At 46.5% G+C, this 21,731-nt stretch carries 21 protein-coding genes; 5 read left to right on the top strand and 16 right to left on the bottom strand.

Annotated elements, in window-relative coordinates; genetic code table 11:
• Window positions 1–104: 104 nt before the first annotated feature.
• The 9 genes from GO003_RS18285 to GO003_RS18255 form a co-directional block, all read right to left on the bottom strand.
• The gene (locus GO003_RS18285) at window positions 105–383 is read right to left on the bottom strand and encodes a lipid-A-disaccharide synthase N-terminal domain-containing protein (protein ID WP_159658308.1); all 279 of its coding nucleotides are present in this window, start codon (window positions 381–383) and stop codon (window positions 105–107) included.
• A complete protein-coding gene (locus GO003_RS18280; protein ID WP_159658307.1) occupies window positions 376–1,107 on the bottom strand; it encodes a glycosyltransferase family 2 protein in 732 nt (243 codons plus the stop codon). Before GO003_RS18280 ends, GO003_RS18285 begins: the two co-directional genes overlap by 8 nt.
• 570 nt (window positions 1,108–1,677) lie before the next feature.
• Complete coding sequence (locus GO003_RS18275) at window positions 1,678–1,962, bottom strand: hypothetical protein (RefSeq protein WP_159658306.1); 285 nt, start codon at window positions 1,960–1,962, stop codon at window positions 1,678–1,680.
• Between the two features lie 549 nt (window positions 1,963–2,511).
• Window positions 2,512–2,772: a proton-conducting transporter transmembrane domain-containing protein gene (locus tag GO003_RS18270; RefSeq protein WP_159658324.1), complete on the bottom strand. Its 261-nt coding sequence runs from the start codon at window positions 2,770–2,772 to the stop codon at window positions 2,512–2,514.
• A 224-nt stretch (window positions 2,773–2,996) separates the two neighbouring features.
• Window positions 2,997–3,098 (bottom strand): hypothetical protein, encoded by a 102-nt coding sequence (locus GO003_RS26420; RefSeq protein WP_331001644.1) that lies wholly within the window; start codon window positions 3,096–3,098, stop codon window positions 2,997–2,999.
• A complete protein-coding gene (locus tag GO003_RS18265; protein WP_269144423.1) occupies window positions 3,095–3,541 on the bottom strand; it encodes a putative inorganic carbon transporter subunit DabA in 447 nt (148 codons plus the stop codon). Before GO003_RS18265 ends, GO003_RS26420 begins: the two co-directional genes overlap by 4 nt.
• 32 nt (window positions 3,542–3,573) lie before the next feature.
• Window positions 3,574–3,660, bottom strand: a complete 87-nt coding sequence (locus tag GO003_RS26240; RefSeq protein ID WP_331001668.1) for a hypothetical protein — start codon at window positions 3,658–3,660, stop codon at window positions 3,574–3,576.
• Window positions 3,661–4,280: 620 nt separating this feature from the next.
• On the bottom strand, window positions 4,281–5,267 hold the full coding sequence (locus GO003_RS18260; RefSeq protein WP_159658305.1) for a 2Fe-2S iron-sulfur cluster-binding protein: 987 nt from the start codon (window positions 5,265–5,267) through the stop codon (window positions 4,281–4,283).
• 15 nt (window positions 5,268–5,282) lie between these two features.
• Window positions 5,283–5,660: a group I truncated hemoglobin gene (locus GO003_RS18255; protein ID WP_159658304.1), complete on the bottom strand. Its 378-nt coding sequence runs from the start codon at window positions 5,658–5,660 to the stop codon at window positions 5,283–5,285.
• Window positions 5,661–5,915: 255 nt separating this feature from the next.
• Between GO003_RS18255 and GO003_RS18250 the strand changes: the two genes are divergently transcribed.
• Window positions 5,916–6,560, top strand: coding sequence for a helix-turn-helix transcriptional regulator (locus GO003_RS18250; protein ID WP_159658303.1), 645 nt, complete (start codon window positions 5,916–5,918; stop codon window positions 6,558–6,560).
• Window positions 6,561–6,640: 80 nt separating this feature from the next.
• Here GO003_RS18250 and GO003_RS18245 read toward each other — a convergent pair whose 3' ends face one another.
• The 6 genes from GO003_RS18245 to GO003_RS18220 form a co-directional block, all read right to left on the bottom strand.
• Window positions 6,641–7,687: a methyltransferase domain-containing protein gene (locus tag GO003_RS18245; RefSeq protein WP_159658302.1), complete on the bottom strand. Its 1,047-nt coding sequence runs from the start codon at window positions 7,685–7,687 to the stop codon at window positions 6,641–6,643.
• A 146-nt stretch (window positions 7,688–7,833) separates the two neighbouring features.
• Window positions 7,834–8,880: an OmpA family protein gene (locus tag GO003_RS18240; RefSeq protein ID WP_159658301.1), complete on the bottom strand. Its 1,047-nt coding sequence runs from the start codon at window positions 8,878–8,880 to the stop codon at window positions 7,834–7,836.
• Between the two features lie 330 nt (window positions 8,881–9,210).
• Window positions 9,211–10,575, bottom strand: a complete 1,365-nt coding sequence (gene cpsG, locus GO003_RS18235; protein ID WP_159658300.1) for a phosphomannomutase CpsG — start codon at window positions 10,573–10,575, stop codon at window positions 9,211–9,213.
• A gap of 123 nt (window positions 10,576–10,698) precedes the next feature.
• Window positions 10,699–11,346 (bottom strand): DUF2459 domain-containing protein, encoded by a 648-nt coding sequence (locus tag GO003_RS18230; RefSeq protein WP_159658299.1) that lies wholly within the window; start codon window positions 11,344–11,346, stop codon window positions 10,699–10,701.
• A 164-nt stretch (window positions 11,347–11,510) separates the two neighbouring features.
• A complete protein-coding gene (locus tag GO003_RS18225) occupies window positions 11,511–13,727 on the bottom strand; it encodes a putative bifunctional diguanylate cyclase/phosphodiesterase (RefSeq protein WP_159658298.1) in 2,217 nt (738 codons plus the stop codon).
• 2 nt (window positions 13,728–13,729) lie between these two features.
• Window positions 13,730–14,767: a cobalamin B12-binding domain-containing protein gene (locus GO003_RS18220; protein ID WP_159658297.1), complete on the bottom strand. Its 1,038-nt coding sequence runs from the start codon at window positions 14,765–14,767 to the stop codon at window positions 13,730–13,732.
• 549 nt (window positions 14,768–15,316) lie between these two features.
• On the opposite strand from GO003_RS18220, the gene GO003_RS18215 reads away from it, so the two are divergent.
• From GO003_RS18215 to GO003_RS18200, 4 genes are all read left to right on the top strand, one after another.
• Window positions 15,317–16,330 (top strand): IS110 family RNA-guided transposase, encoded by a 1,014-nt coding sequence (locus GO003_RS18215; RefSeq protein ID WP_159658909.1) that lies wholly within the window; start codon window positions 15,317–15,319, stop codon window positions 16,328–16,330.
• Window positions 16,331–16,697: 367 nt separating this feature from the next.
• Complete coding sequence (locus GO003_RS18210; RefSeq protein ID WP_159656866.1) at window positions 16,698–16,931, top strand: hypothetical protein; 234 nt, start codon at window positions 16,698–16,700, stop codon at window positions 16,929–16,931.
• Window positions 16,932–17,277: 346 nt separating this feature from the next.
• Window positions 17,278–19,209 (top strand): esterase/lipase family protein, encoded by a 1,932-nt coding sequence (locus GO003_RS18205; protein WP_159656868.1) that lies wholly within the window; start codon window positions 17,278–17,280, stop codon window positions 19,207–19,209.
• Window positions 19,210–19,543: 334 nt separating this feature from the next.
• The gene (locus GO003_RS18200; protein WP_159656870.1) at window positions 19,544–19,717 is read left to right on the top strand and encodes a rubredoxin; all 174 of its coding nucleotides are present in this window, start codon (window positions 19,544–19,546) and stop codon (window positions 19,715–19,717) included.
• A 125-nt stretch (window positions 19,718–19,842) separates the two neighbouring features.
• Here GO003_RS18200 and GO003_RS18195 read toward each other — a convergent pair whose 3' ends face one another.
• Complete coding sequence (locus tag GO003_RS18195; protein ID WP_159656872.1) at window positions 19,843–21,621, bottom strand: hypothetical protein; 1,779 nt, start codon at window positions 21,619–21,621, stop codon at window positions 19,843–19,845.
• Between the last annotated feature and the right edge of the window lie 110 nt (window positions 21,622–21,731).

Raw genomic sequence — 21,731 nt, 5'->3', positions numbered from 1 at the left:
CCGGGGTGACGCCAACTATTTACCAAAACATGGCCTTAAAGAAAGGCTCATGGCAGTAAAAACACAATTGTAACTACTTGACAGATTTGCCGGTCCGTGAAAAATCAAGTTTGCAATGCGGCATTCTTTTCGTAAACGACAAAATATAAATTACGTAAATAAATAAACAAGCCGCTGGCCTGACCAATTATAAACACAGGATCTTGTTTATGAATGGCATAAACAAGCAGCGTGAGTCCTCCGCCAATACTGAAGTACCAGAAGGCGACAGGAAATACGCTTTTTTTCTCCCGTTCACTTTTGATCCACTGCACCACAAACCGGGCGGAAAACAAGCCCTGTCCCAGAAAACCGACCACTAACCAATAAGACTCATTATTCACTTTGAACCTCCAGTACCAATACCGGGCGACTGCGTTTTTTTAGCCATAACACCCCCATCAGATCAATGATTCCTGCGGCTAATCTGTCCAAAGTGCCGTACTTGGAATGACCATTGATTCTTGGCCTGTGATTGACCGGTTCGGAGTAAACCCGTCCACCGGCTCTTAAAATCAGTGCGGGCAAAAAACGATGCATATGATCAAAATAAGGCAGCATTAAAAATTGATCGCGTAGGAACAGTTTCAAACCGCATCCGGTATCCGGGGTATTATCACCCAGCAAATTTCCCCGGATGAAATTGGCCAATTTTGATGAAATCTTCCGCCATGCCGAGTCATGGCGTTGCTTGCGCCAACCGGCAATCATCCATAAATGCGGGTCTATTTGAGCTTGCTGAGTAAAAACCTCACACAAATGCATGATATCCGCAGGATCATTCTGACCGTCACCGTCCAGGGTTGCAATCCAGGGGTATTTTGCCGCACTAACGCCGGTATGCAATGCCCGGCTTTGACCACAGCTATGCGCATGTCTGATCACTCTTAAAGCGGGGACTTTTGGCATCGCATCTTGAAGAATGGTCGGCGTGGCATCATCGCTGCCATCGTCAACATAGATAATCTCATACGCTGTTACAGACGCTAAAGCGCTTTGAATTTCCAACAGCAACGGCACTATATTTTCGGCCTCATTAAAGACTGGTATCACAACTGATAACTTCATAGTCTGCTTAACCAAAAAAACCAATTTTTATCACTCTTTGAATTCATCATTTTTTATTCAGATTTACAATTTTATTAGCTGTATCAAAACAAATTGACTGGTATTTTGATGGAGGCGAGGATGAGCCATCGTAGAAAGCCCACCTTAAATCAAACTGAATTTTTCCTGATAGTACTTGGCACTCATTAAAGCTGACTGATTTCTGGCGCGCAAAAGCCATTTCCTTCGATGACAATCTGCTTTCTGACCGAACGATCGGACAAAACATACAAAAAAGTTCGGGTTGTATTTGGCGAGGCTATCGGCAGGAGGATGATGTATGTTTTCCGACAACCACTCCAAAGGGACTGTCCGAAAGTACGAGTTTCAAAAATTCGAGCTCAAATTATAGTGCGCAGAATTAAGCAAAAAAACCTGCATATTGTGCCTGATTTTTTAGGTTTTTAATTTTTGGACAAGCTCCCAGTAGAAGAATCAACTGTTTCTCAATTTTGTTCGGGTTTAATCATTCTCAATCTTCTGCGGTCATGAACCGGGCAAGCCGTGCGAACTAATAAAGTGCACTGATCATTAACGACCTGCTTTGATCCTCTGGTTTTGCAAGGCTTTTTCAGTAATCGAATGGTAAAGGAAAGTTATTTGTCCTGTTAACTCCTGGAATTCCGGGTGCCGTTGAAAAACAGGCATATTATTTTGGGCATCAGCTATCAGACCCTTCATAAATTTAATATCCATTTCTTCCAGACATTGATGATTGTCCACTTTTACTTTGATTCCGAGGATCCTGGGCAGTCGTTGTTTTTCAAAACGCTCCAGAAGGACTGTAATAACGCCTAAATCATTTGATATATTCATAATTTTTTTTGAGTAGCGATGGCAGATCACCAATGCATAATCTTTAAAAGGAAGATTAAAACTTTAGCATTAGCATGGTTTTCATTGACAACTCAGGAATGTCATCTTGAGTTATGAAGTTTCTTGGATAATGCCTGTAAATTCTACATATTTCAATCTTCTAGTCATAACGGCTCATGCGATGAGTCCAGCGATAATTGGGGACTGGTAAAGGCTAGATTAACTCGGGTTTTAACCATAAATAAATAGCTTACAAATGACAAAACATAAAAGAGACCGAAAACAAAAGCTTTGGATAAACTAAAAAATGAGCCATTAAGATCCGGATAGTGCTGGACAATTAAAATAACCCTAAAAATAAAAAAAAGGGGTAGAGAAATGATTATAACCAAGCGCAATAGCCGGAATCTTCATTCCCGGGGCCTCGCTGTGAAATGATCCAACGTCATATTCAGCCTCCTGACACAGGGGGCTGTTGTTTCGGAGGCAGTTTAATCCGCGAAGGTTAATAAATGGTTAATTTTCTAAAAATAAAAAGAAGCCACTTTTTCAACAACTTAAGTCCTCTACAAGCACTTCAACCGGCCTTCCCATACATAACCTTTGATAGACCCGAGCGGCGGTAATACCGTTAATTACAAACGCGATGGCGATAGGCAAAGCAAACCAAAGATCATGACTGCTTGCATGCGCCAACAATAAGTCTTCGCCCAAAAATGCCGGTGATATAGGAAATCCTACCAATCCCAAAAAGCTCACAAATAACCACAGTGACAAGGTAGGCCGGGTTTCTGCGTAAGCCCGGTACAGAAATAATGACGGTCATTAAGCCGATGTCAAATACTATAAAGCGGGTTAGCAGATGATACGTCCAGATCGGTGTCGTTCTCAGTTACAGGAGCACACCCAAACGGACGCACAAAGCGCCATTTTTGCGCTTCGAGGTCCATGGCCTCTCAGCCTTCAGAGGAATAACGGAACAGTGCCCGATTGGCCGGATGACACGCAACCAGGCGCAACCATTCGTTATCCAGTCATTCCTTGAGTTCACCCAAATTTGCCAGTGTGCGATCGATCACCTCACGGGATTGCTCAACAACGATCAGTAAACGCACAGGCTCATGCACTTCTATCATTTGCGATGGTTAACTAGTGCGCGCAAATCGTCCACGACATCATTTGTCACGCCCAACAAGCCGATGACATTATGGGAAAGCTTGGTACCGGCGCCATAGACTGAGTTATCGAGACGAGAAATCAAATATTCCAGATTGATGCTGCCGCACACCGGAATGCTTGCCGACATTATCTTGACCAGGATATCGCCTTGAACATCGGTATTCGGATCGGAGGAATGCAGTAATGCGCGTCTATCCAGGAACAAATCGCGAGTGAGCGATCTACGGCCCACGATACAGTAAAGATTGTTGAAATGATTGAGTTCCGGGCGAGGTTCGAAAATTGATGAAGCTCTGGCTATGACATGCTCATGTGCCATTTGATTGTCCGGCGTTTTGGGACCTAATTCAAACCAGCGGCAACGCTCAGGGGCATTGCGCTTTAAAGCCTTGGCCATCATTTTTGAAACGCATGCAAACCCGGCACGGACGGCTATCCTTTTCCGGGCAGATCGAAGTAAGTCATTTCATCGCGACTGGTATTGTGCATCGCAGCAAAAAAACGGGTACTGTCGGGTATTGATATGCCGCGCTAAGAGAGAATGCTTCTGACTGGGGGTGATAAGCCATCCTGACACAGAAGGGATGAGCCGTGTTCGGACTCGTATGCACGGATCTGTGGGCAGACGGAGGGCTTCGGCCTCCTCTGACCCGATGCACTTGATGATCGTCTGAAATACCGCCCAAGCCATCTTCACCCCTGCGATAGGCGCGTGATCTTGCCTGATCGTGCATAAATCATTGGATACCACCAGGGACTTTTTTTCGTCCGAATAGGTTGGTGAAACAAGCAAAGGGGATGATGACGTTCATGTCAGTGAGTGTTAAAAGTATAGCAAGACTCAGTAGCAGGTCAGGCAAAACAAGGCTCAAAGTTTAATAGGGTCGAAATTGAAAAGCCAACTCTATCCGTAAGATATGAGCCAAAATATGAGTGTCTAGCCAGCCTGGGGTATAGCGAAAATGAGATTGTGACAATCTATTTCTTAGCTATCAATAGAAAATTTGAGGAGCTTTAATAAATTTATGAAAACGCGTACCGACTTTTACGTAGTTAGCTTGCAAGGCGGCCCAGCTTTTGTCGGCATTGATAAAAATACCAACAAAGCTGCGGATAAAGAAGAAATTCTGTAATAAACCTTATTCAAGGGAAGATGAGGCCACATGAAATGCGTCGGAGTAAATATCTTTCAGTGAGGCTCCGTTAAGATAAGCCTGGGTTTTAGTTTGATTAACCATATCCGGGTGGCCGCACAGAAAGACTCGCCAGCCTTTCAAATCGGGTAATGTGGCCATAGCAACATCGTTGGCGCGGCCTGTTGCAACGCCGTCCGGCGCGTCACCGCGCGATACGCAAGGCGTGTAATGGAAATTTTCATAGTGTTGCTGCAATGCCTGCATTTCATCAATCCAATACAAACCATCCATTTCCCGGCTACCGTGATATAAATGTATTTGTCCCGTATGTCCTTGTTCTAGAGCTTCTTCTATGATGCCTGCCAAAGGAGCCAAGCCACTTCCCGTGCCTATCAGCAACATATTTTGCCCCTGGTTATCGGGCAAATAAAAACAAAGACCCTGTGGATCCGATACAGAGAGGATGTCACCCACGTTAAGTTCTTGATGCACCCACTCACTGAAACGGCCGCCGGCCAAACGACGAATATGAAACGTCAGTTTATGCGTGTGAACTTTACTGTTGGCAATTGAATAGCTGCGCATCAGGCCGTCTGAACGCTTCAGATTAACAAATTGTCCCGCATAATAATCCAGTGCGTCCTTGCACTGAATGGTCAGTAAAAGCGTTTCCTGATTAAGTGACACTTTACTGACCACGGTTGCTTCGGTAAAAAAATCAGCTTGATGACTTAAAGCGACAACCATGTCCTGGCTGGGAAAACACAGACACGCTAAAAAATAATCCTGTTTGCACAAAACATTTTTTAATCCTTTTTGTGAGTCTTCCGGGGGCATTCCTTCCAGGCTACGCATCATGCAAGACTGACAAGCCCCCTGACGGCAACTGTAAGGCACATCCCTACCTTCACGTAACATAGCGTCCAGCACTGTTTCACCTTCATGGCAAACGGTTACCTGTTCATCCAGCGTGATGTGTCTAAAAATCATGTCTGATTATCCGAATTATTTGCCTAAAACGTCAGCGCGGGTGCTTTCAGCTATTGCCGCTACCTGGCCTACCAGTTCCTCTGGTACTTTCAGTTCTCTTAACGTGCCTGATAAATGCTCCATAACTGCATCAAAGTGGGAATCGTTTAAGCCCATTTTGACAAACCGTGCATGCGCAGTTCGCATATCGGTTCCGGTATAGTTATTGGGACCGCCAAAAGCCATGGTAAGAAACGCTTTTTGTTTTGCAGCTTGTTTTTCTATATCCGAATTATCAAAAAAACGATTGATTCGAAAATCGCTTAAAACTTTGCGATAGAAAATATCGACTGCTGCATTGACTGCTGCTTCGCCACCGAGTTGTTCATAAAGGGTTGGTTTTGCTTCGCTCATGGGTCACTACCTTCTCGTTATAATTAATTTTGTTAGTTTAAGCTTTGTTGCTCGAAAAATAGTTTAGCTTCGATACTATACTTATGCAATATTTATATTATAAAAGTACTTATTTTTGTTTATAGTATGCTTGCGTACTCGTAAAGCTAATCTGAAAAAGTCCAGCTTCGAGCCAAAGCCGCCTCATATTAACTTTAGAAGTTGACTGAAACAATCCATTTACAATGATCACCGTATCGAAAACAGGAGCATTCAATGTCACAGGAAATGCTATCAAGACAGGATCAACTATTAGAATTGCTGCTGAATTCAAGAAAAGGTCTGAGTATTGAGGAAATTGCAACCCGCCTGGAAATATCCAGAAACGCCGTTAAACAACACCTGACCGGCCTTGAAAATAGTCAACTGGTAAAAAAAGATACGCTGAACAGCACCGGTGGAAGACCTTCCCGGAATTACGTATTAACCGAAAAAGGCATTAATCATTTCCCTAAACAATATGCCTGGTTTTGTAGCTTGTTATTGGCGGAACTGAAAGATGAAATGAAGGATGAATTGTTCAGAGCCTTCATGCGAAGAATAGCGGAAAAACTCGCAAAAACGCTAAAGCCGCAATTTTTAGGAAAAAATCTAGCAGAAAGAACCGAACTTCTGGTAGAAATCATGCAATCCTTAGGATACCACGCCGATTTGAGCACAGGCCCCGTTAATACTGAAACGGCAATCGAAGCGTTTAACTGCGTTTATCATGATCTAGCTCTACAACATCCCGAGCTGTGCGAGTTCGATCGAACTCTGATGACGGCCCTTCTGGAACAACCCGTTGAACAAACAGGTTGTATGGCTAACAATGACTGTTCATGCCTGTTCAAAATAAAATTGAATGCTGATTGTGTTTAAACCGTATTGTAGGGTTTTTGCCCCGGCTCTCTCCTTTCTAATCGAAGAGAACCACGGATAACACATGCAATTTTAAAGCATCAGCAACAGGATGCGCCCGATTCTAAAGAGAGGCTTTTATTAGGCGGTGCGCAATCAAACAGCCCAAAGTGAATCGTTTTATCGCCCCACACATCAAAATGACTGGCATAGCGGCTGGCGCTCAGCATATCGGCCGTATTGCCGCACACCCTTAAAGGACGGCCGGTTTCAAAATGATGATGATCGTCCAGATCGAAAGCATGAGGATGATCAGGTAGGCTGCCTTTGTAGCAGGCAACCTGGCCATAATCTTCGCAGCGATCTTCAAGTGCGACTTTAAATGCTCTGACCGTAACCGATCTAAAAGTAACCATTCCAATCTTACCGGCTACTTCAGCATCATCTAATGTGATCGGGCTTTCTTTGACAACCCGAACATCAGGACAGCCCAGATCAAATAGAGTTCGTCTGAAATCTTCCCAATATAAGGCACCTCCAAGGCACTCACCCAGTAAAACCGGATCCGTTTTTAGTGCAGCAGGAATGCGTCTGTCAGAATATACGTCAGAAAAATAAAGCTCGCCCCCAGGTTTTAATACCCGAAAGATTTCGGCCAGTACGCGCATTTTGTTCGGAGATAAATTAATCACACAATTGGACACAACCACATCGATGGAATTATCTGCGATGCCCAATGCCTGTAAGTTCTCGATATGCCCCTCAATAAACGTAACATTCGATTGAGCGTAACCGTATTGCTGAGCGTGCCAATCACAATGTTGTCTGGCGACGGCCAATTGGGCCTCCGTCATATCCACGCCGATGACTTTGCCGGTTTCTCCAACCAAGCGAGACAACAAATAACAGTCGCGGCCTGTACCGCAACCCAAATCCAATACTGTACAGCCATCAAGACTGGGAGGAAGCGGTGACCCACACCCATAGAAACGGGCAAGCACTTCTGGATGAATATCTTTAAGATACGGCCGCAGGTACTGCGGAACGGCATCCAGAGTACAGCAGGCACTGGTTTTTAAGTCTTTTGAAGAGGTAAGAACCTGTCCGTAATAATTTTGAACGGACTCGGTTATGGCGGCTTCTGTCATATCAACCTCGATCGGTTAGATAAAATAATGAGGATATCACATAAAAATGGAATTATTAGCGACTTCAAAATTACTGCTTAAGCCCTGTCCCGGCAAAAAAAAACCCGCATAAAGCGGGTTTTTTTTATCCTTTGGCTAAAGAGGATTTATTCAACCCAGACCAATTCAACACGACGATTCAAAGAACGTCCTGCTTCTGTTTGGTTTTCAGCAACTGGACGATCAGGGCCGTAACCTTTGGCATGCATGCTGTCGGTAACGCCTTTAGATCTCAAATAATCCACTACCGATTGTGAACGGCGCTGAGATAATCTTACGTTATACTTATAACCGCCTTCACTACTGGTATGACCTTGAACTTCTATTTCTTTACCTTGTGGGTAGGCTTTCAATTGTGAAGCCACGCCGTCAAGAATGGCTTCGGCATTGGGTGTCAACTCAGCAGAATCATATTTGAAATTAACACCTTTCAATTCAATTTGAACCGGGCAACCTTGGTAATCAACTTTACTGCCTGACATTGTGCCTGGGCATTTGTCTAAACAATCATTAACGCCGTCTGCATCAGAGTCGCGAGTAGAGCAATCATCAACAACAGGAATCGGAGCAGGGGCTTCATAATTGCTGGCTACTGCTTGTGGTTTTTCACCGAAAGGAACAACGAATCCCACGTTGACAGTCATATCATGAAACTCTTCAGTTCCTGCCTGTAAATGAGAATTCAAGTTGTTGTTGTAACGGTAACGAACGTCACTGCGTAACAAAAAGTTATCATGGAGTTCGTAAGTGAAACCTGTACCGGCTTCACCGATGATAGTGGCTCCGCTTTCACCACGAAATGAAGTATTCATACCACCTGCGCCAATTACAGCGTAAGGTGAAAATTTGTCGCGGAAAAAGAAATACTGAAGGTCAGCTGTACCACCGGTCAGGTCCCAACGTCCACCTGATTGGCTGTTAAAACCTTGGTAAAAACCTTTCAGCTCAACATTGAAGTGTTCATTGAGCATCTTACCGAAGCCCATGCCGCCACCCCAATCGTCTTTCGCATTGCGATCGCCGCCTGATTTGATAAAGGTTCCAAAGGGAGCCACATACCAGCGATCATCGGTAGTATGATCATCCGCCTGCGCAACCGACGTTAAGCCGATAGCAGACAACAAGGCCAAGGCCAATATCTGTTTCTTTTTCATAAAAAACTCCTTAGATTGGAAATTAAACACGTGAAAACCATGTTGCTTACTATCAGGTGTTAATCCACTAAACCCAGACGGCAATAATTTAACGTCTGTCATTCGTAGTTTATAAAACTGAAATAAATAAGCGGAATGGCTCAAAAGCAAATGTGGCTAGAAGCATACTTTTGTTGCATGCAGTATACACAACACACGGTTGTTGCGCAAAATATAACTTAATAAAAATGGTAATTTTCTAGGAGCTCGCACTTAAAAAAAGCTCTTGTACAAAATTAACCATTAAAAATCAATATATTCCACTTAATAACACTAACGGACCAACTTATACTAACTGCGCAACAGAGCTAATAATTCCCCGGTTTTTTCCTCCATCAAAACAGTATTGTGGCGTGATTCCACGTTTAGCCTGACCACAGGCTCGGTATTTGACGATCTGAGATTGAAACGCCAATCTTTAAATTCCATACTGACACCATCGGTTTCATCGACAATTAACGCATCCTTCTGGTAAAAATCTCTCACTTTTTGAATAGCGGCCTCCGGATCGGCCAGTTTGGAATTGATTTCACCCGATGAAGGATAGGCCTCAATTCTCTCAGCGACAGCCTCTGACAAACGCAGTCCTTTTACACACAGCAACTCAGCCACCAGCAACCAGGGAATCATTCCGCTATCGCAATAAGCAAAATCCCTGAAATAGTGATGCGCACTCATTTCCCCGCCATAAACCGCATCTTCAAGCCGCATGCGTTCTTTGATAAACGCATGACCGGTTTTCGATTGCACAGGAATGCCCCCCGCTTTGGACACCACATCAATGGTGTTCCAGGTTAAACGCGGATCATGGATAATCTTTGCGCCCGGTGTTTTTTGTAAAAATGCTTCGGCCAGTAATCCGACAATGTAGTAACCTTCAATGAACTGCCCTTTCTCATCAAATAAAAAGCAACGATCGAAATCGCCGTCCCAGGCAATCCCCATATCCGCATGATGCTCCAGAACGGCTCGTGTCGTATCGGAGCGGCATTCCGCAAGCAATGGATTGGGGATGCCGTTGGGAAAGGTGCCATCGGCCTCATGGTGGACTTTGATAAATTCAACCGGTGCATGCTGTGCAGCAAATTTTTTCTCCAGGGCATCAATCACATGCCCGGCAGCCCCGTTTCCGGCATTAACAACCAGTTTTAAAGGTTTCAAATTGCCAATATTGATATAAGTCATCAAATGCGCAATATAGTCTTCCAGGTGAGCAACGCGGGTCATGGTTCCTTTTTTAATCACCGGCCCAAACTGGTTTTCCTCTGCAAGCCGCTGTATTTCCCGAAGACCGGTATCGCCGCTGATCGGCTTGGCCTGGTCTCTGACCAGTTTCATGCCGTTGTAATCCATAGGATTGTGACTGGCTGTCACTTCAATACCGCCGTCAACAGCCATTGATTGCGCGGCAAAATAAATTTCTTCAGTGCCTGTCATGCCGATATCAATAACATTCACACCGGCATCCATCAGTCCTTCGGCAAGTGCAATTTTCAAAGATTCGGAGGTTAATCTTACGTCACCTCCTACAACCATCGTTTTAGCTTTTAAATATTCGCCGCTTGCACGGCCTATCCGGTAGGCAATGTCTTTATTCAACTCATCGCCCAGGCGCCCTCTGATATCGTAAGCTTTAAAACACGTTAAATTTTTCATCCTAATGTCCTTAATTTGAGTTGGGTCTATTTTAGGGTTACCGATCAAAATTTGTAAGGAAAAATAATCAACTCAAGATTCGACCCACCACACCCATGCGCAGTAATGAGAACGTCGATGGCCTTACTTGACCGGTTCAGCAGACTGATTTTGATAGGCTCTGACCTGCCGCATAACACTGTTAGCACCCAGCGTTACCATCATCGGCTCCGGCATGCCGGCTTGAATTAATACCGACATAACCCAGGTATTACAGTTATTAAACAGATGGTAATTGCCGTTTGCGGCATAAAACCGGCTTTCGCCATAAAGCCCCCGCCCCAAGTCAATCAATTGGCCCTGTCCATCTCGGGTGAAAGAACGGTCTATATAATTTAACATCGCATTAAGGCGCATGGGCGAAATCCGGATGCGCTGCACCTCACTGCTTCGAAAATAAATTCCGGGGTCATAGGGAAGGCCGACAACATGCATGACTGAGTCAGTCGGTAATAACAAGGCTTTGATAGCCAAAAATAAAGAAAACGATTCTGCCTGATAAAAAGCCTGGTCGCCCCAGCCGAATTCTATAAAACGGACAGCTTCGCCATTAAAAGGCAATCCGGCAATAACACCAGCGACCACCTTGGCATCGATAACAATACCGGCATGCAGGCCATGATCAACCACATAAACCACTTTCCCGTCCGGCTCAACGGTATGTGAAGCCACGTTTTTGACGGCGCACCCCAATAAAACAAGCAAAATTAAGGGGAAAACGAACAATTTCATAGTTTGATTATTTCTCCATGATCATTTTGATGAAAAAAGATGATTCAGGAAAAACCAGATAAACCGGGGATTATTTTTCAAAATTAAGCCAAACAGCTTACAGGTTAGCTGGCTATAGCCTGTTCATGAAGCCTGAAGATGGATTTTTTTAAAGAAACACTGCTTCAATGAGACTTTAAAAACGCCAGCAAATCATCAAAACGCAGGGGTTTGGCATACAAATAACCTTGGCCAATTTCGCAACCTATCATTTTTAACATCGCTTCCTGTGCCTTAGTCTCCACCCCTTCAGCTATTGTTTTTAGACCTAAACTTTTGGCCATGGCGGAAATGGCACGAATGATCGTTTTACTTTCCGATACAATTTCGGCATCAGCAACAAAGGATTTATCAATTTTGATGAATTCAACAGGCAGACGCCTAAGATAATTCAAGGAGGAATATCCGGTTCCAAAGTCGTCAATCGCTGTATCAATACCATAACCTTTGAGCTCATTAAGCACACGGATAGCGTTTTCCAAATTACCGATGACCATGCTTTCGGTGATTTCTATGATCAGCGCGTGGCCTTCGACCTGATTTTGCTGAAGCTGATTGACGATAAATTTCGTAAAATGGGGCGAAACCAATTGCCGGCGCGAAACGTTCACTGCGACACGGATATCGGACCATCCTTCTTTTTGAAGCACACCAATAAGCCGAACCGCTTCTCGGATGACGAATTCCCCAAGTTCAATGATAAGCCCCGTATCCTCAGCAATACCAATGAATTCATCGGGCAAAACAATGCCTCGCTCGGGCTGATGCCATCTGACCAAGGCTTCCAGCGATTTAATTTTTCCTGATTCGAGATCTATTTCAGGCTGAAAATATAAGCAGAACTCGTTCTTTTGCAAGCCCCGAGAAATTTGGGACTTTATATCGAGATGCAAGGATATTTTGTCACCCAACGCTTTGTTGAAGAGAAAGCTGTTATTTCGGCCATTCGCTTTAACGGCATACATCGCTGCATCGGCATTTTTGGTCAAGGTATCAATATCCTCCCCGTCGGCCGGATAACGGGCGACGCCAATACTTACCCCTATATGAATACAGTTACCGTTAATAAAAAAAGGGGTATTTAATCCAGCAATGATTTTATTACATAACTGATTGATGGCATCTTCATCCTCACACCCATGGACAATCGCGCTGAATTCGTCTCCACCCAGTCGGCTAATCGTGTCGGATTCGCGGACCGATTCGACAATACGTTTGGCCGCTTCACAGAGCAGCTTATCGCCCGCATCGTGCCCCAGACTGTCATTGATCAGCTTGAAATCATCCAGATCCAGGTATAACAAGGTAAGAGAAGTGTGTTCGCGCTTGGCTTTAATGAGGGACTGCGCCAGCCGGTCACGGTAAAGCACCCGGTTGGGCAAACCGGTCAAAGCGTCATAAAAAGCAAGCTGCTGCCATTTTTCTTCAGCCTGTTTAAGACGGCTGATATCTGAAAAAATAATGACGAAATGACTTACAACCTGATTTTCCTCAAACACAGTACTGACTGCTTGCCATTTGGGGAACAAATCACCGCATTTTCTCCGACCGAAACATTCACCTTGCCAAACACCCCGGCTGAGCACCGTGTCCCAAATTTCATCAACAAAACCAGGGGCGTGATAACCCGGCTCAACCAGCAACAAAGGCTGTCCGATAACCTCTTGCTTTGAAAAGCCCGAGATAGCGATGAAAGAAGAATTTACTTCCAAAACCTTGCGGTTTCTGTCGGCGATTATGATGGCCTCACCTGAACATTGCAGCACCCGGTGAGCCAGATGCAGATCTTTGCTTAGCACCGCAGTCATTCGACGAAGCTCGGCAGTTTTTCTGGCCAGCTGCCTTTCAGCATTAACCAAACGGTTGTTGAGCTCCAGCATGTCAGTAATAATTTCCCTTGACAACTTATCCTGCTCTGCAGGTTTCTCTTCCTGTTGACCAGGTACAGCGTGAATGGATTCTTTGTATAGCGAACGGAAGTTATTGAACTGTTCATTGAGCATGTGGCTCATGCCTTCGCAAATCTGGTAAACGCCTAATAAGGCAGCCGAACCAACAATAATCAGTTTGTCGCCTACCGTCGCAGCAGTAAAACAAAAAAGCTGCAATTCATCATGGATACGGATATTGATTTCCCAACCCATGGCAACACCGTGCTCTTTGACATATAAAAACAGGGCCAAGCCTTTTTGCTCGGAGCATGGATCAAATAAAGCGACAAAATGAGTCAGCCCCGCTACTGCATTGTCCAGACCGTAATCATCCCAGATGATTTCGTTGATCACCCCGTCGAAATCACAAACAAGGGCAAACCCAAGACTTCCATTTTCAAGCTCTTCCATTTTCAGACTCTCCACTTATCTGCCAGAATTAGCGCACTAGGTCCGTCCTGCGCCCAGCCATCGGCTCCGGCTTTTTGCCAAAGCGAGCTGTCAATGTTGAACGCGGCACCACCAACCATAATTTTAGTCTCTGCACAATCAACCGAATTTCTGACCGCTTCAATCACTTCAAACGCGGCGCCAAGATTGGAGGCCAGCGACACCGAAATCGCCAGGACTTGTGCATTGCTTTCGATCAACATATCGATTAAAGATACTTTTGGTACATCGGCACCCAAAAACAGGGTATCCCATCCGTTCATCTCACAAATGTCCGCCAACATTCTCGCCCCAATTTCATGTAGCTCACCGGCTACACAAAGAGCTATCAGGTGTCCTTTTTTTGGCGTGTCGTTAAAAATCAAAGGAGACAATTGAGCAATGACCATTTGGGTAACGGCGGTGCAATAATGTTCATGGCCTATAGTAATTCGATTCAAGTACCATAATCTGCCCAATTCATGAAGCACCGGGGTAATGATTTTCAAATAGACATCAATAACCGGAACGCCACTTGCAACGGCAGATTGAATCTTTTCCATAGCCGCTCTCCTTTTCAGAGCAATGCAGTCATCCAGAAATCCTTTGGCAAGATTGAAATGAGGATTGTCATGGGTTAAGAAAGACCCTGAATAGGAATAAAGGGGGGGCTGTTGATTAATCGCCGCATTCAGATACCCCTGAGCCAGCGTTCTCCATTCACCCTGGCCGGATTGCTCAATCTGCTCATTAATGGCTTGCAGGCAGCCATAAAACTGGTCGGATAGGCCGCCGCTATTCATCAGCAAATGACAGGTCCAATCAGCGTACTCAGTGAACAGTCTGGGCGTATTGCATCGAACAGCTTCCCCCAAAAAAGCCAGATGCATTTCCAAATCAAAGACCATTTTCCAGCGCTCGTTGTGATCTGTGGTAAATAACTTCGGGTCTAACCGGTTTCGGATCAGACCGGCCAGATCGCCCCTGTATGCCAGCAATTCCGTTACGCTGTTGATTTGCATAATGTCGTCACCAGGTCTGCGCTTTGCGTGGGGAGAGAAATTGAAAAAATATGAGCATTTTAATAGGGTTCCGGGAGCTAGTCCGAGAATGGAAATAGAGCTATCAGTTCGTATCATACCACCTAAACTAAGAGAGTGGGTTTGACGCACATCCGTTTTAATTAACATATGCTATCAACAAGATAGAGCATAACCTCCGTATAAACTCCAGTTGTCAAATCGGCCCTGTTTCCGGCAACTTGATATCAATGTAGATAAACGAAATTATCTATCACCTCCTGTAATAATTATCACCGACATCGCGATGATGCCCACCCTAAAATCATCCTGCTTTTATTGCATACCTTTCGAACTTCAAATTTCGGCAGTGCCCAAGGAGACAACGGGTTGTTCGGCAAAGGCTTTGACTACATGGATGGTTTTACGGCGTCCTTTGACGGGCACCCCGGTGCCGAATTTCGATCTACGATGATGATATGGACTCCTCCTCTCCCCTAAACGGTGTCAAAATACACCGACTAATTTAACCGGAAGAAAGAGGAGCCTGTCATGAATCGTAACGTAATGGGTTTGGATATTGCAAAGCAAGTATTTCATTTGTTCTCGATGAAAGATGGCAAAGCCGTGAAAAAGAAGTTGAAGCGTTCTGAGTTGTTGGCGTTTATCGCACAACTGCCAGTGAGCTTGATCGCGATGGAAGCGTGTGGTGGAGCGCATCATTGGGCTCGGGAGTTTGCAGCCTTGGGCCACGAAGTGGTGTTATTGAACGCCCGCTTCGTTAAGGCCTTCGGAGTCGGCAACAAAAACGATTTCAATGACGCCGAAGCGATTTTCACCGCAGCCTGTCAGCCGAACAAACGCACCGTGGCAGTAAAAACGATCGAGCAACAAGATTTAACGATGTTACACGGTATTCGCCGAGGCAGGGTCGACGAACGAACGGCCTTGGCCAACCAAATACGTGGGCATTTGGCCGAACGGGGCATGGTGTTGCCGCGTGGCGTAAATCAGCTCAGAAAACAACTACCGGAGATACTGGAGGATGGCGATAATCAGCTCAGTGCGCTAAGCCGCCGGCTTGTGGCCACGCAGTATCAGGCCCTGAAAGACTTGGACGAAGCAATCAAAGCACTGGAACGGGAAATTAGCGCGGTCTGTCAGCAACATGCCTTAAGCCGTCGCTTGGTCGATATACCGGGTATCGGCCCTTTGACCGCCGTGTTGGCGGCAGCCGATGTCGGGGACGGCAAGGACTATCATTCGAGCCGTGATTACGCGGCCAGCTTGGGCGTGGTGCCCCGGCAACACAGTAGTGGGGACAAACAGGTCTTGCTGGGCATCAGTAAGCGCGGCAATCGGTCGTTGCGGACCTCGTTGATTCACGGCGCACGGTCGGTGCTGAAATACTGCGGCGATAAAAGCGATCCCTTGAGCCTGTGGCTCAAACGCCTGATCGAACGGCGCGGTTTCAATAAAGCAGCCGTGGCGCTAGCCAACAAGAATGCCCGGATCATCTGGGCCTTGGCAACGCGCGACGGGGACTATGTACCGCAAACGGCCTAGTAACTGAAAGACCGGGTTATCCACCCTTGCCCCACCGCCTCCACGCGATGGAAGGGTTCCGGCGCTGGGCCAAGCGTGGATAACCCTCAAACCGGTGATGTAAAAGAGTTCAACAGATTGCGGAGGCAAGAGAACTTAATGTGATGACGATCAACAGGTCAGACCGGTGCTTTTGAAGTCCGTTTTACCCAGAGATTCTTGGAAATCGTTACGGTGGTTGAGACAAAAGCACGCGGATAGATTCATCAGGGCCCGAAGGTCATAAGTGCCTTCACAAAGAGGCCGAATATATGGCGGCAATCTCGATCTCTGTTGGAAACATCATTTTTTAAGCAATCTTGGCTTGCAATTGGGGAGGAGTCCATATATGGGTATACTTCGTGCGGCCACATTTGCGGTTTTTTGGCGCGCTCTTTTGTCCGATAGCGGCGTTACCTACATGAATGTAGGTAAAGGGCGTGAGCAGGGAGCGGAAGCTTTGCGGAAACAGTTGCAGAGCTTGCTCTGCGCCTGTTTCCGCGCCTTGCTCTCGACTGCCAGTTCCCGGCGCAGTCTTCCGCTTACATCCCTGAAAGCGTCAAACATAATAGCCTTGTCATAAAAGCCGCAAACATGACCGCGCGAAGTAAAAAAAAGATAATTTAATGAAAACACGCTTCTATTAAGAGCTATTGCGGCAATTCTTTCAAATACAGCTTTAGGCTGTTTATAAGTCGTTGTTCATTTATTTTTACGGATCAAACAAGTCATTTTCAAGTAATATAATGAATGTAAATTATCATCCATGGTGAGCCCTTCGAGATGTTCAGTGCGAACGTATTACATTTTGTTAATCGCTTACTCTATATTTGACAATGATGTGGCTAATTTACATTTAAACTACTAAATACTCCGCCTGAATGGGTCAAACTTATCTTCCCTTAACTGTCCACTTTTCCCCTTTGTTTATGACCAAAACTATCGCTTCGCTCCCCAATAAACAACGTGTTACCAGCTGTTTAAACGTTTTCGTGTTTTGTTTATTCGGGTTACTAGTCGAGGGTTGCGCTACACCGGTAGGTATTGATCCGGTAAACATTCAGACCGGCTATCAATTAAACACACAAAACGCATTGTCGGCAGGGCAGCCGTCGGAAGCAACAAAAACGGTACTGAGGCGCAATGGACTCATGGATCGCTTCGAAAACGAACCGGAAACAGTGCTCGCGGAACTCCACGCCGAACTCAAACCGATGGACGATGAGGACAAACTGTTTACTCTGGCGGAGTTATCGATGTTGCATGCCCAAAAAAAGAACGACCAAGCCTACTTTCTGGCGGCAGCAGTTTATGCCTGGTCGCTGCTGTTTCCAGGCGATGGTCACGGTGTGCAACTCAAGGCTTCCGACCCTAGATACCGACTGGCTTATGATCTATACAATCAAGGGCTTGCGCAAGGTTTAGCTAAACCGGAAGACAGCGAAGATAATGAAGTTGAAGTTCAACTAAAACCGGGCACCTATCAACTTCCCTTCGGGACACTGGTTTTAAACTTTGACGAAAATGCTCTGTTCTGGGGCGGCTATCGACTAGAGCGCTTTATTTCTACCGCGTTCCTGGACGTTCGGGGGCTTAGAAACCGCTATCGCACTTCGGGTCTTGGCGCCACGCTGGCAGCCAGTATTTCCAGTGAACAGGCATCGAATAAAGTAATCGGTTCGGAACGCCTGGGGCCACGCACCAAAGTGCCGGTCACAGTGATCGCGCGCTTACAACATGCACGTTCCAGTCTGGCGGGTGGGCAAATCAACGGTCAACTCGAGTTGAATGCTAATGATCAAGCCACAACACTGATCGTCGATGGTCAAGTGCTGCCAATTGAATCCGACCCTACCGCGGCTCTTGCCTTACAGCTCAACGCAAACCCTCTTTATTCCTTGGAGATTCTCAATTTTCTGAAGGGCGGACTGTTTAGTGGCGCCATCCCGAAGGATCGCGCTAACGATGGTCTGTTCACGCTGCATCCTTATCGCAAAGGCAAGATTCCCTTGGTTTTGGTGCATGGCACGGCCTCTAGCCCATTGCGCTGGGCTGAAATGATCAATGAGCTGGAAGGTGATCAAAGAATCCGTGAAAACTATCAGGTCTGGTTTTTCATCTATGACTCGGCGAATCCCGTGCCGTATTCGGCGGGAGTGCTGAGTCAAGCATTAGAAAATGCACTCAATGAATTTGATCCCAATCACAAAGACCCGGCATTGCAACAGATGGTCGTTATAGGCCATAGCCAGGGTGGCTTACTGACCAAGATGATGGCAATCGATACCGGCAACCGTTTATGGGATCTGACCAGCGACAAACCGTTTGACCAAATAATGGTATCGCCCGATGTGGAAGCGCTGTTAAAACGCACGTTGTTCTTTAAACCTTTGCCCTTTGTAAAACGGGTCATCTTCATTTCGACACCGCATCACGGTGCTATGGCGGCGGCATCTGCGTGGGTGACAGGATTGGTCGCCAAGCTTGTCACCCTGCCTCAGAGCATGATACGCGGGTTTGCTCAAGCAGCTGCCGCATCCGGCGACGAGAAATTGCTGACAAAACTACGCAGGCCGCCGACAGCCGCCGACAACATGAACCCAAATAATCCGGGATTAAAAACACTGGCATCCATCCCGGTAGCCTCGCATATTCCGGCTCACTCGATCATTGCCGTGGACGGCGACGGGCCTAAGGAAGAGGGGGATGACGGCGTTGTGGCTTACCAAAGTGCACATATTGACGAAGCGATTTCGGAGAAAGTAGTTAACTGGAACCATTCTTGCCAGGGGCAGCCTGAAGTTATTGAAGAAGTTCGGCGTATTTTGCTTGAACACTCGGCCGTACTTGGTGCTCAATAAATTTTAATCCATCAAAGTAAATGCCACCGCAATGAATCAACAGGCATTAGTGTAGGAGCGGGCCATGCCCGCGACTTAATCTGGTTCAATCGCGGGCATGGCACGTTTCAATAGCTTCTTCATAGGTAATAACCTTTGAATAACCAGCCTGGCCTTGAATATTGGGTTGGCTATCGCCAACCGCGATCTACGTTTATTCTTTCCCGATGAAGTCGAGTATCTTGATGCGTGATGCACATTGTAGTGGTCCGACCACACAACGATATTGAGCTGCTTTTGTTTTTCCAGGTATCGTTTTAATATGTGGGTGTCAATTCAACCGAGGAGAAAAATGATGGCTGAGTATAAAAAATACCACTGCATGGAATGTGAACACATCTATGACGAAGCGAAAGGCGATCCTGATAGCGGCATAGCACCCGGAACGCGCTGGGAGGATATTCCTGAAAATTGGGAGTGCCCGATTTGCGGCGCACCGAAGAGTTTTTTTAAAGAGCTGCTGTTTTAATCAGCGTCATTCTCGAGTTGGTCAACAATAACGCCGCTTTTTTATCGGTAGGGGCGAATGAACTCGCCCCTGGAATAAAATTCACTGCTCAGGATCTTCTTCCCGGTCATATCTTTAATTCTTCATTATGCAGGCCTTCTTACCTCGCGAAACCAGATCCGGTATTGCTCCATTTTATCCCGCTGCTCTGCGGGTGAGTGGCGGCGGCAGGTCGAATATTCTTCCGTGCCCGGTTTCGCCCCCCACCTTATTTCGGGGCAGTCGTTAGGATTATAAGCCATTTCAAAATCCGGTTTTCTTGCCAGCACTTCATCCACGGTGAGCTCCCACATGCTGCCGTCCGTCCGCGTATAGCGGATGCTGCGCTCCTTGATGAGCTTTCTATGGTGTTGTTCGATTTCTTCCATCGCTGCTTCAGGCCGCTGATCCTTGAGTACAAACAATTCGGGATAACGCACGATCTTTCGGGGTAAGCCGTTTAGCACATTCATTGCGATCAGCAGTCGCATGTCGCGGGCGGGCGTGGCGTAATCTTCCCAGGGGCCGATCGTCTGAAAAATCGCTGCACCGTCAGGCATGGGAATGATGCTGCCTGGATTATTGCGCAAATAAGCCTCGCCGTTGTCCACCGAGGTCACACGGGCCTCGATTTGCTCGATCAAGGCATTCAGTGTAGCTTCGTAAGTCTGTTTGGGATAAATAAGACCCTTCGGATTCATGAGCTTGGTCATTCTTGCGTAGAAATCGTCCGGTGACAGTTGAGCTTGCTCCAGGGAAAAAGGAGCGAAGCCGGGATTGTTGATCAACTCGCCATTAGCGAGAACCCGCCATTCCCCCGAGGGATTGCGGACCAAGGGCCGGAAAGCCTTGAAGCCAGGTCCCGCACCCTGGATAGCCGCGAATTGAAAGGAGCCCTCCCAAAACGGTTTTCGGGTAACCGTGCTATCCGGCTGGGCATCGACGCCCAGCAAGATGCCTGGGCGGTCCGTCCTTTGCGGCAACCATTCCACTAACACCAGGACATGACCATAGGGGTCAGCAAAGACCGTTCCCGGCCAGAGTGTTTCCCTGCTAAGCGGGATGGGATACAGATCTGTAGTTTCGTCTTTAAGCCCGGTTCTTACCGCGCCCGAATGGACCACGTTCACCAATTCCCTGCAGACATTCCGGAACGTATCCTGAGATCTGATAGGCTGAGTAAATTCGGTTTTGATGGTGGCAACTTCACACTGCGGCGGTGCCTCGGCTGAACCTCGCCCGCAATCGCGGAAGGCGATTGGCAGGCCGACCTTCCATGCAAAATATGCCCGCAAGGTGTAAGGCAGGTCGGCGCAATCCGGGGTCAGTGATAGACCGTCATCTTCGTTGAGGCCGAGATAGCTGTGTAGGAAGTTCCGCTCTTTGTTTTGTATCACCGGATCCAGCGAATGAAAACGCAGGACCTCTTTTAACGGCGCACCAAATAATTCCTCTATCCAGGCGGAATAAAACGCTTCGATGGCAAGTTCCCAAACTTTGGGGATTTCCTGTCTACCTGATCTGCCGATGCTAAGCGGATGACAAGCGGTTTGCTCTCCATCCCGCCTGGCCACGATGCGGTAATCCCCTTCCTTTAACGCTTCCAACGCGGTTATCAAACTCCAGGGGGGACCTCCTCTGCGGCGATATTGTAAGGGCCTGCGCCGACCTTGGCTGTCAATTAGCGCAAGCTCTGTCAGAGGACTATCCGTTGATACGGCCATGATTTTGATCGGCTCATCGGCTTTGGGGGCGAGGGGCGAGATCCATACAGTGGTCGCCCCGGTTTCCTCGCATGAATAATCCTCGGCTAGCGCCGCTGAAATACCGGCCCATGCGATCATGCATGCGAGTAAATAGTGAAAATATTTGGCCTGGTTTGTCATGTTTTAGCGTTTTTTTGTGACTACGATTATCTTAAGGGGCTTAAATGAAGGCGCCATTATTTTTGGGCAATGTGCATATAGATAAGAAAAGCATGATTGATCGCCATAGC

The organism is Methylicorpusculum oleiharenae (assembly GCF_009828925.2).
GTDB classification, from domain to species: domain Bacteria; phylum Pseudomonadota; class Gammaproteobacteria; order Methylococcales; family Methylomonadaceae; genus Methylicorpusculum; species Methylicorpusculum oleiharenae.
This window is presented reverse-complemented; position numbering and strand designations above follow the sequence as displayed.

Coding starts and splice junctions, on each gene's coding strand:
- GO003_RS18280 (WP_159658307.1), bottom strand. CDS start 1,107: ATGAAGTTATCAGTTGTGATACCAGTCTTTAATGAGGCCGAAAATATA.
- GO003_RS18245 (WP_159658302.1), bottom strand. CDS start 7,687: ATGACAGAAGCCGCCATAACCGAGTCCGTTCAAAATTATTACGGACAG.
- GO003_RS18225 (WP_159658298.1), bottom strand. CDS start 13,727: ATGGAAGAGCTTGAAAATGGAAGTCTTGGGTTTGCCCTTGTTTGTGAT.
- GO003_RS26420 (WP_331001644.1), bottom strand. CDS start 3,098: ATGATAGAAGTGCATGAGCCTGTGCGTTTACTGATCGTTGTTGAGCAA.
- GO003_RS18230 (WP_159658299.1), bottom strand. CDS start 11,346: ATGAAATTGTTCGTTTTCCCCTTAATTTTGCTTGTTTTATTGGGGTGC.
- GO003_RS18275 (WP_159658306.1), bottom strand. CDS start 1,962: ATGAATATATCAAATGATTTAGGCGTTATTACAGTCCTTCTGGAGCGT.
- GO003_RS18220 (WP_159658297.1), bottom strand. CDS start 14,767: ATGCAAATCAACAGCGTAACGGAATTGCTGGCATACAGGGGCGATCTG.
- GO003_RS18250 (WP_159658303.1), top strand. CDS start 5,916: ATGTCACAGGAAATGCTATCAAGACAGGATCAACTATTAGAATTGCTG.
- GO003_RS18200 (WP_159656870.1), top strand. CDS start 19,544: ATGGCTGAGTATAAAAAATACCACTGCATGGAATGTGAACACATCTAT.
- GO003_RS18260 (WP_159658305.1), bottom strand. CDS start 5,267: ATGATTTTTAGACACATCACGCTGGATGAACAGGTAACCGTTTGCCAT.
- GO003_RS18205 (WP_159656868.1), top strand. CDS start 17,278: ATGACCAAAACTATCGCTTCGCTCCCCAATAAACAACGTGTTACCAGC.
- GO003_RS18195 (WP_159656872.1), bottom strand. CDS start 21,621: ATGACAAACCAGGCCAAATATTTTCACTATTTACTCGCATGCATGATC.
- GO003_RS18255 (WP_159658304.1), bottom strand. CDS start 5,660: ATGAGCGAAGCAAAACCAACCCTTTATGAACAACTCGGTGGCGAAGCA.
- cpsG (WP_159658300.1), bottom strand. CDS start 10,575: ATGAAAAATTTAACGTGTTTTAAAGCTTACGATATCAGAGGGCGCCTG.
- GO003_RS18215 (WP_159658909.1), top strand. CDS start 15,317: ATGAATCGTAACGTAATGGGTTTGGATATTGCAAAGCAAGTATTTCAT.
- GO003_RS18265 (WP_269144423.1), bottom strand. CDS start 3,541: ATGATGGCCAAGGCTTTAAAGCGCAATGCCCCTGAGCGTTGCCGCTGG.
- GO003_RS18240 (WP_159658301.1), bottom strand. CDS start 8,880: ATGAAAAAGAAACAGATATTGGCCTTGGCCTTGTTGTCTGCTATCGGC.
- GO003_RS18210 (WP_159656866.1), top strand. CDS start 16,698: ATGGGTATACTTCGTGCGGCCACATTTGCGGTTTTTTGGCGCGCTCTT.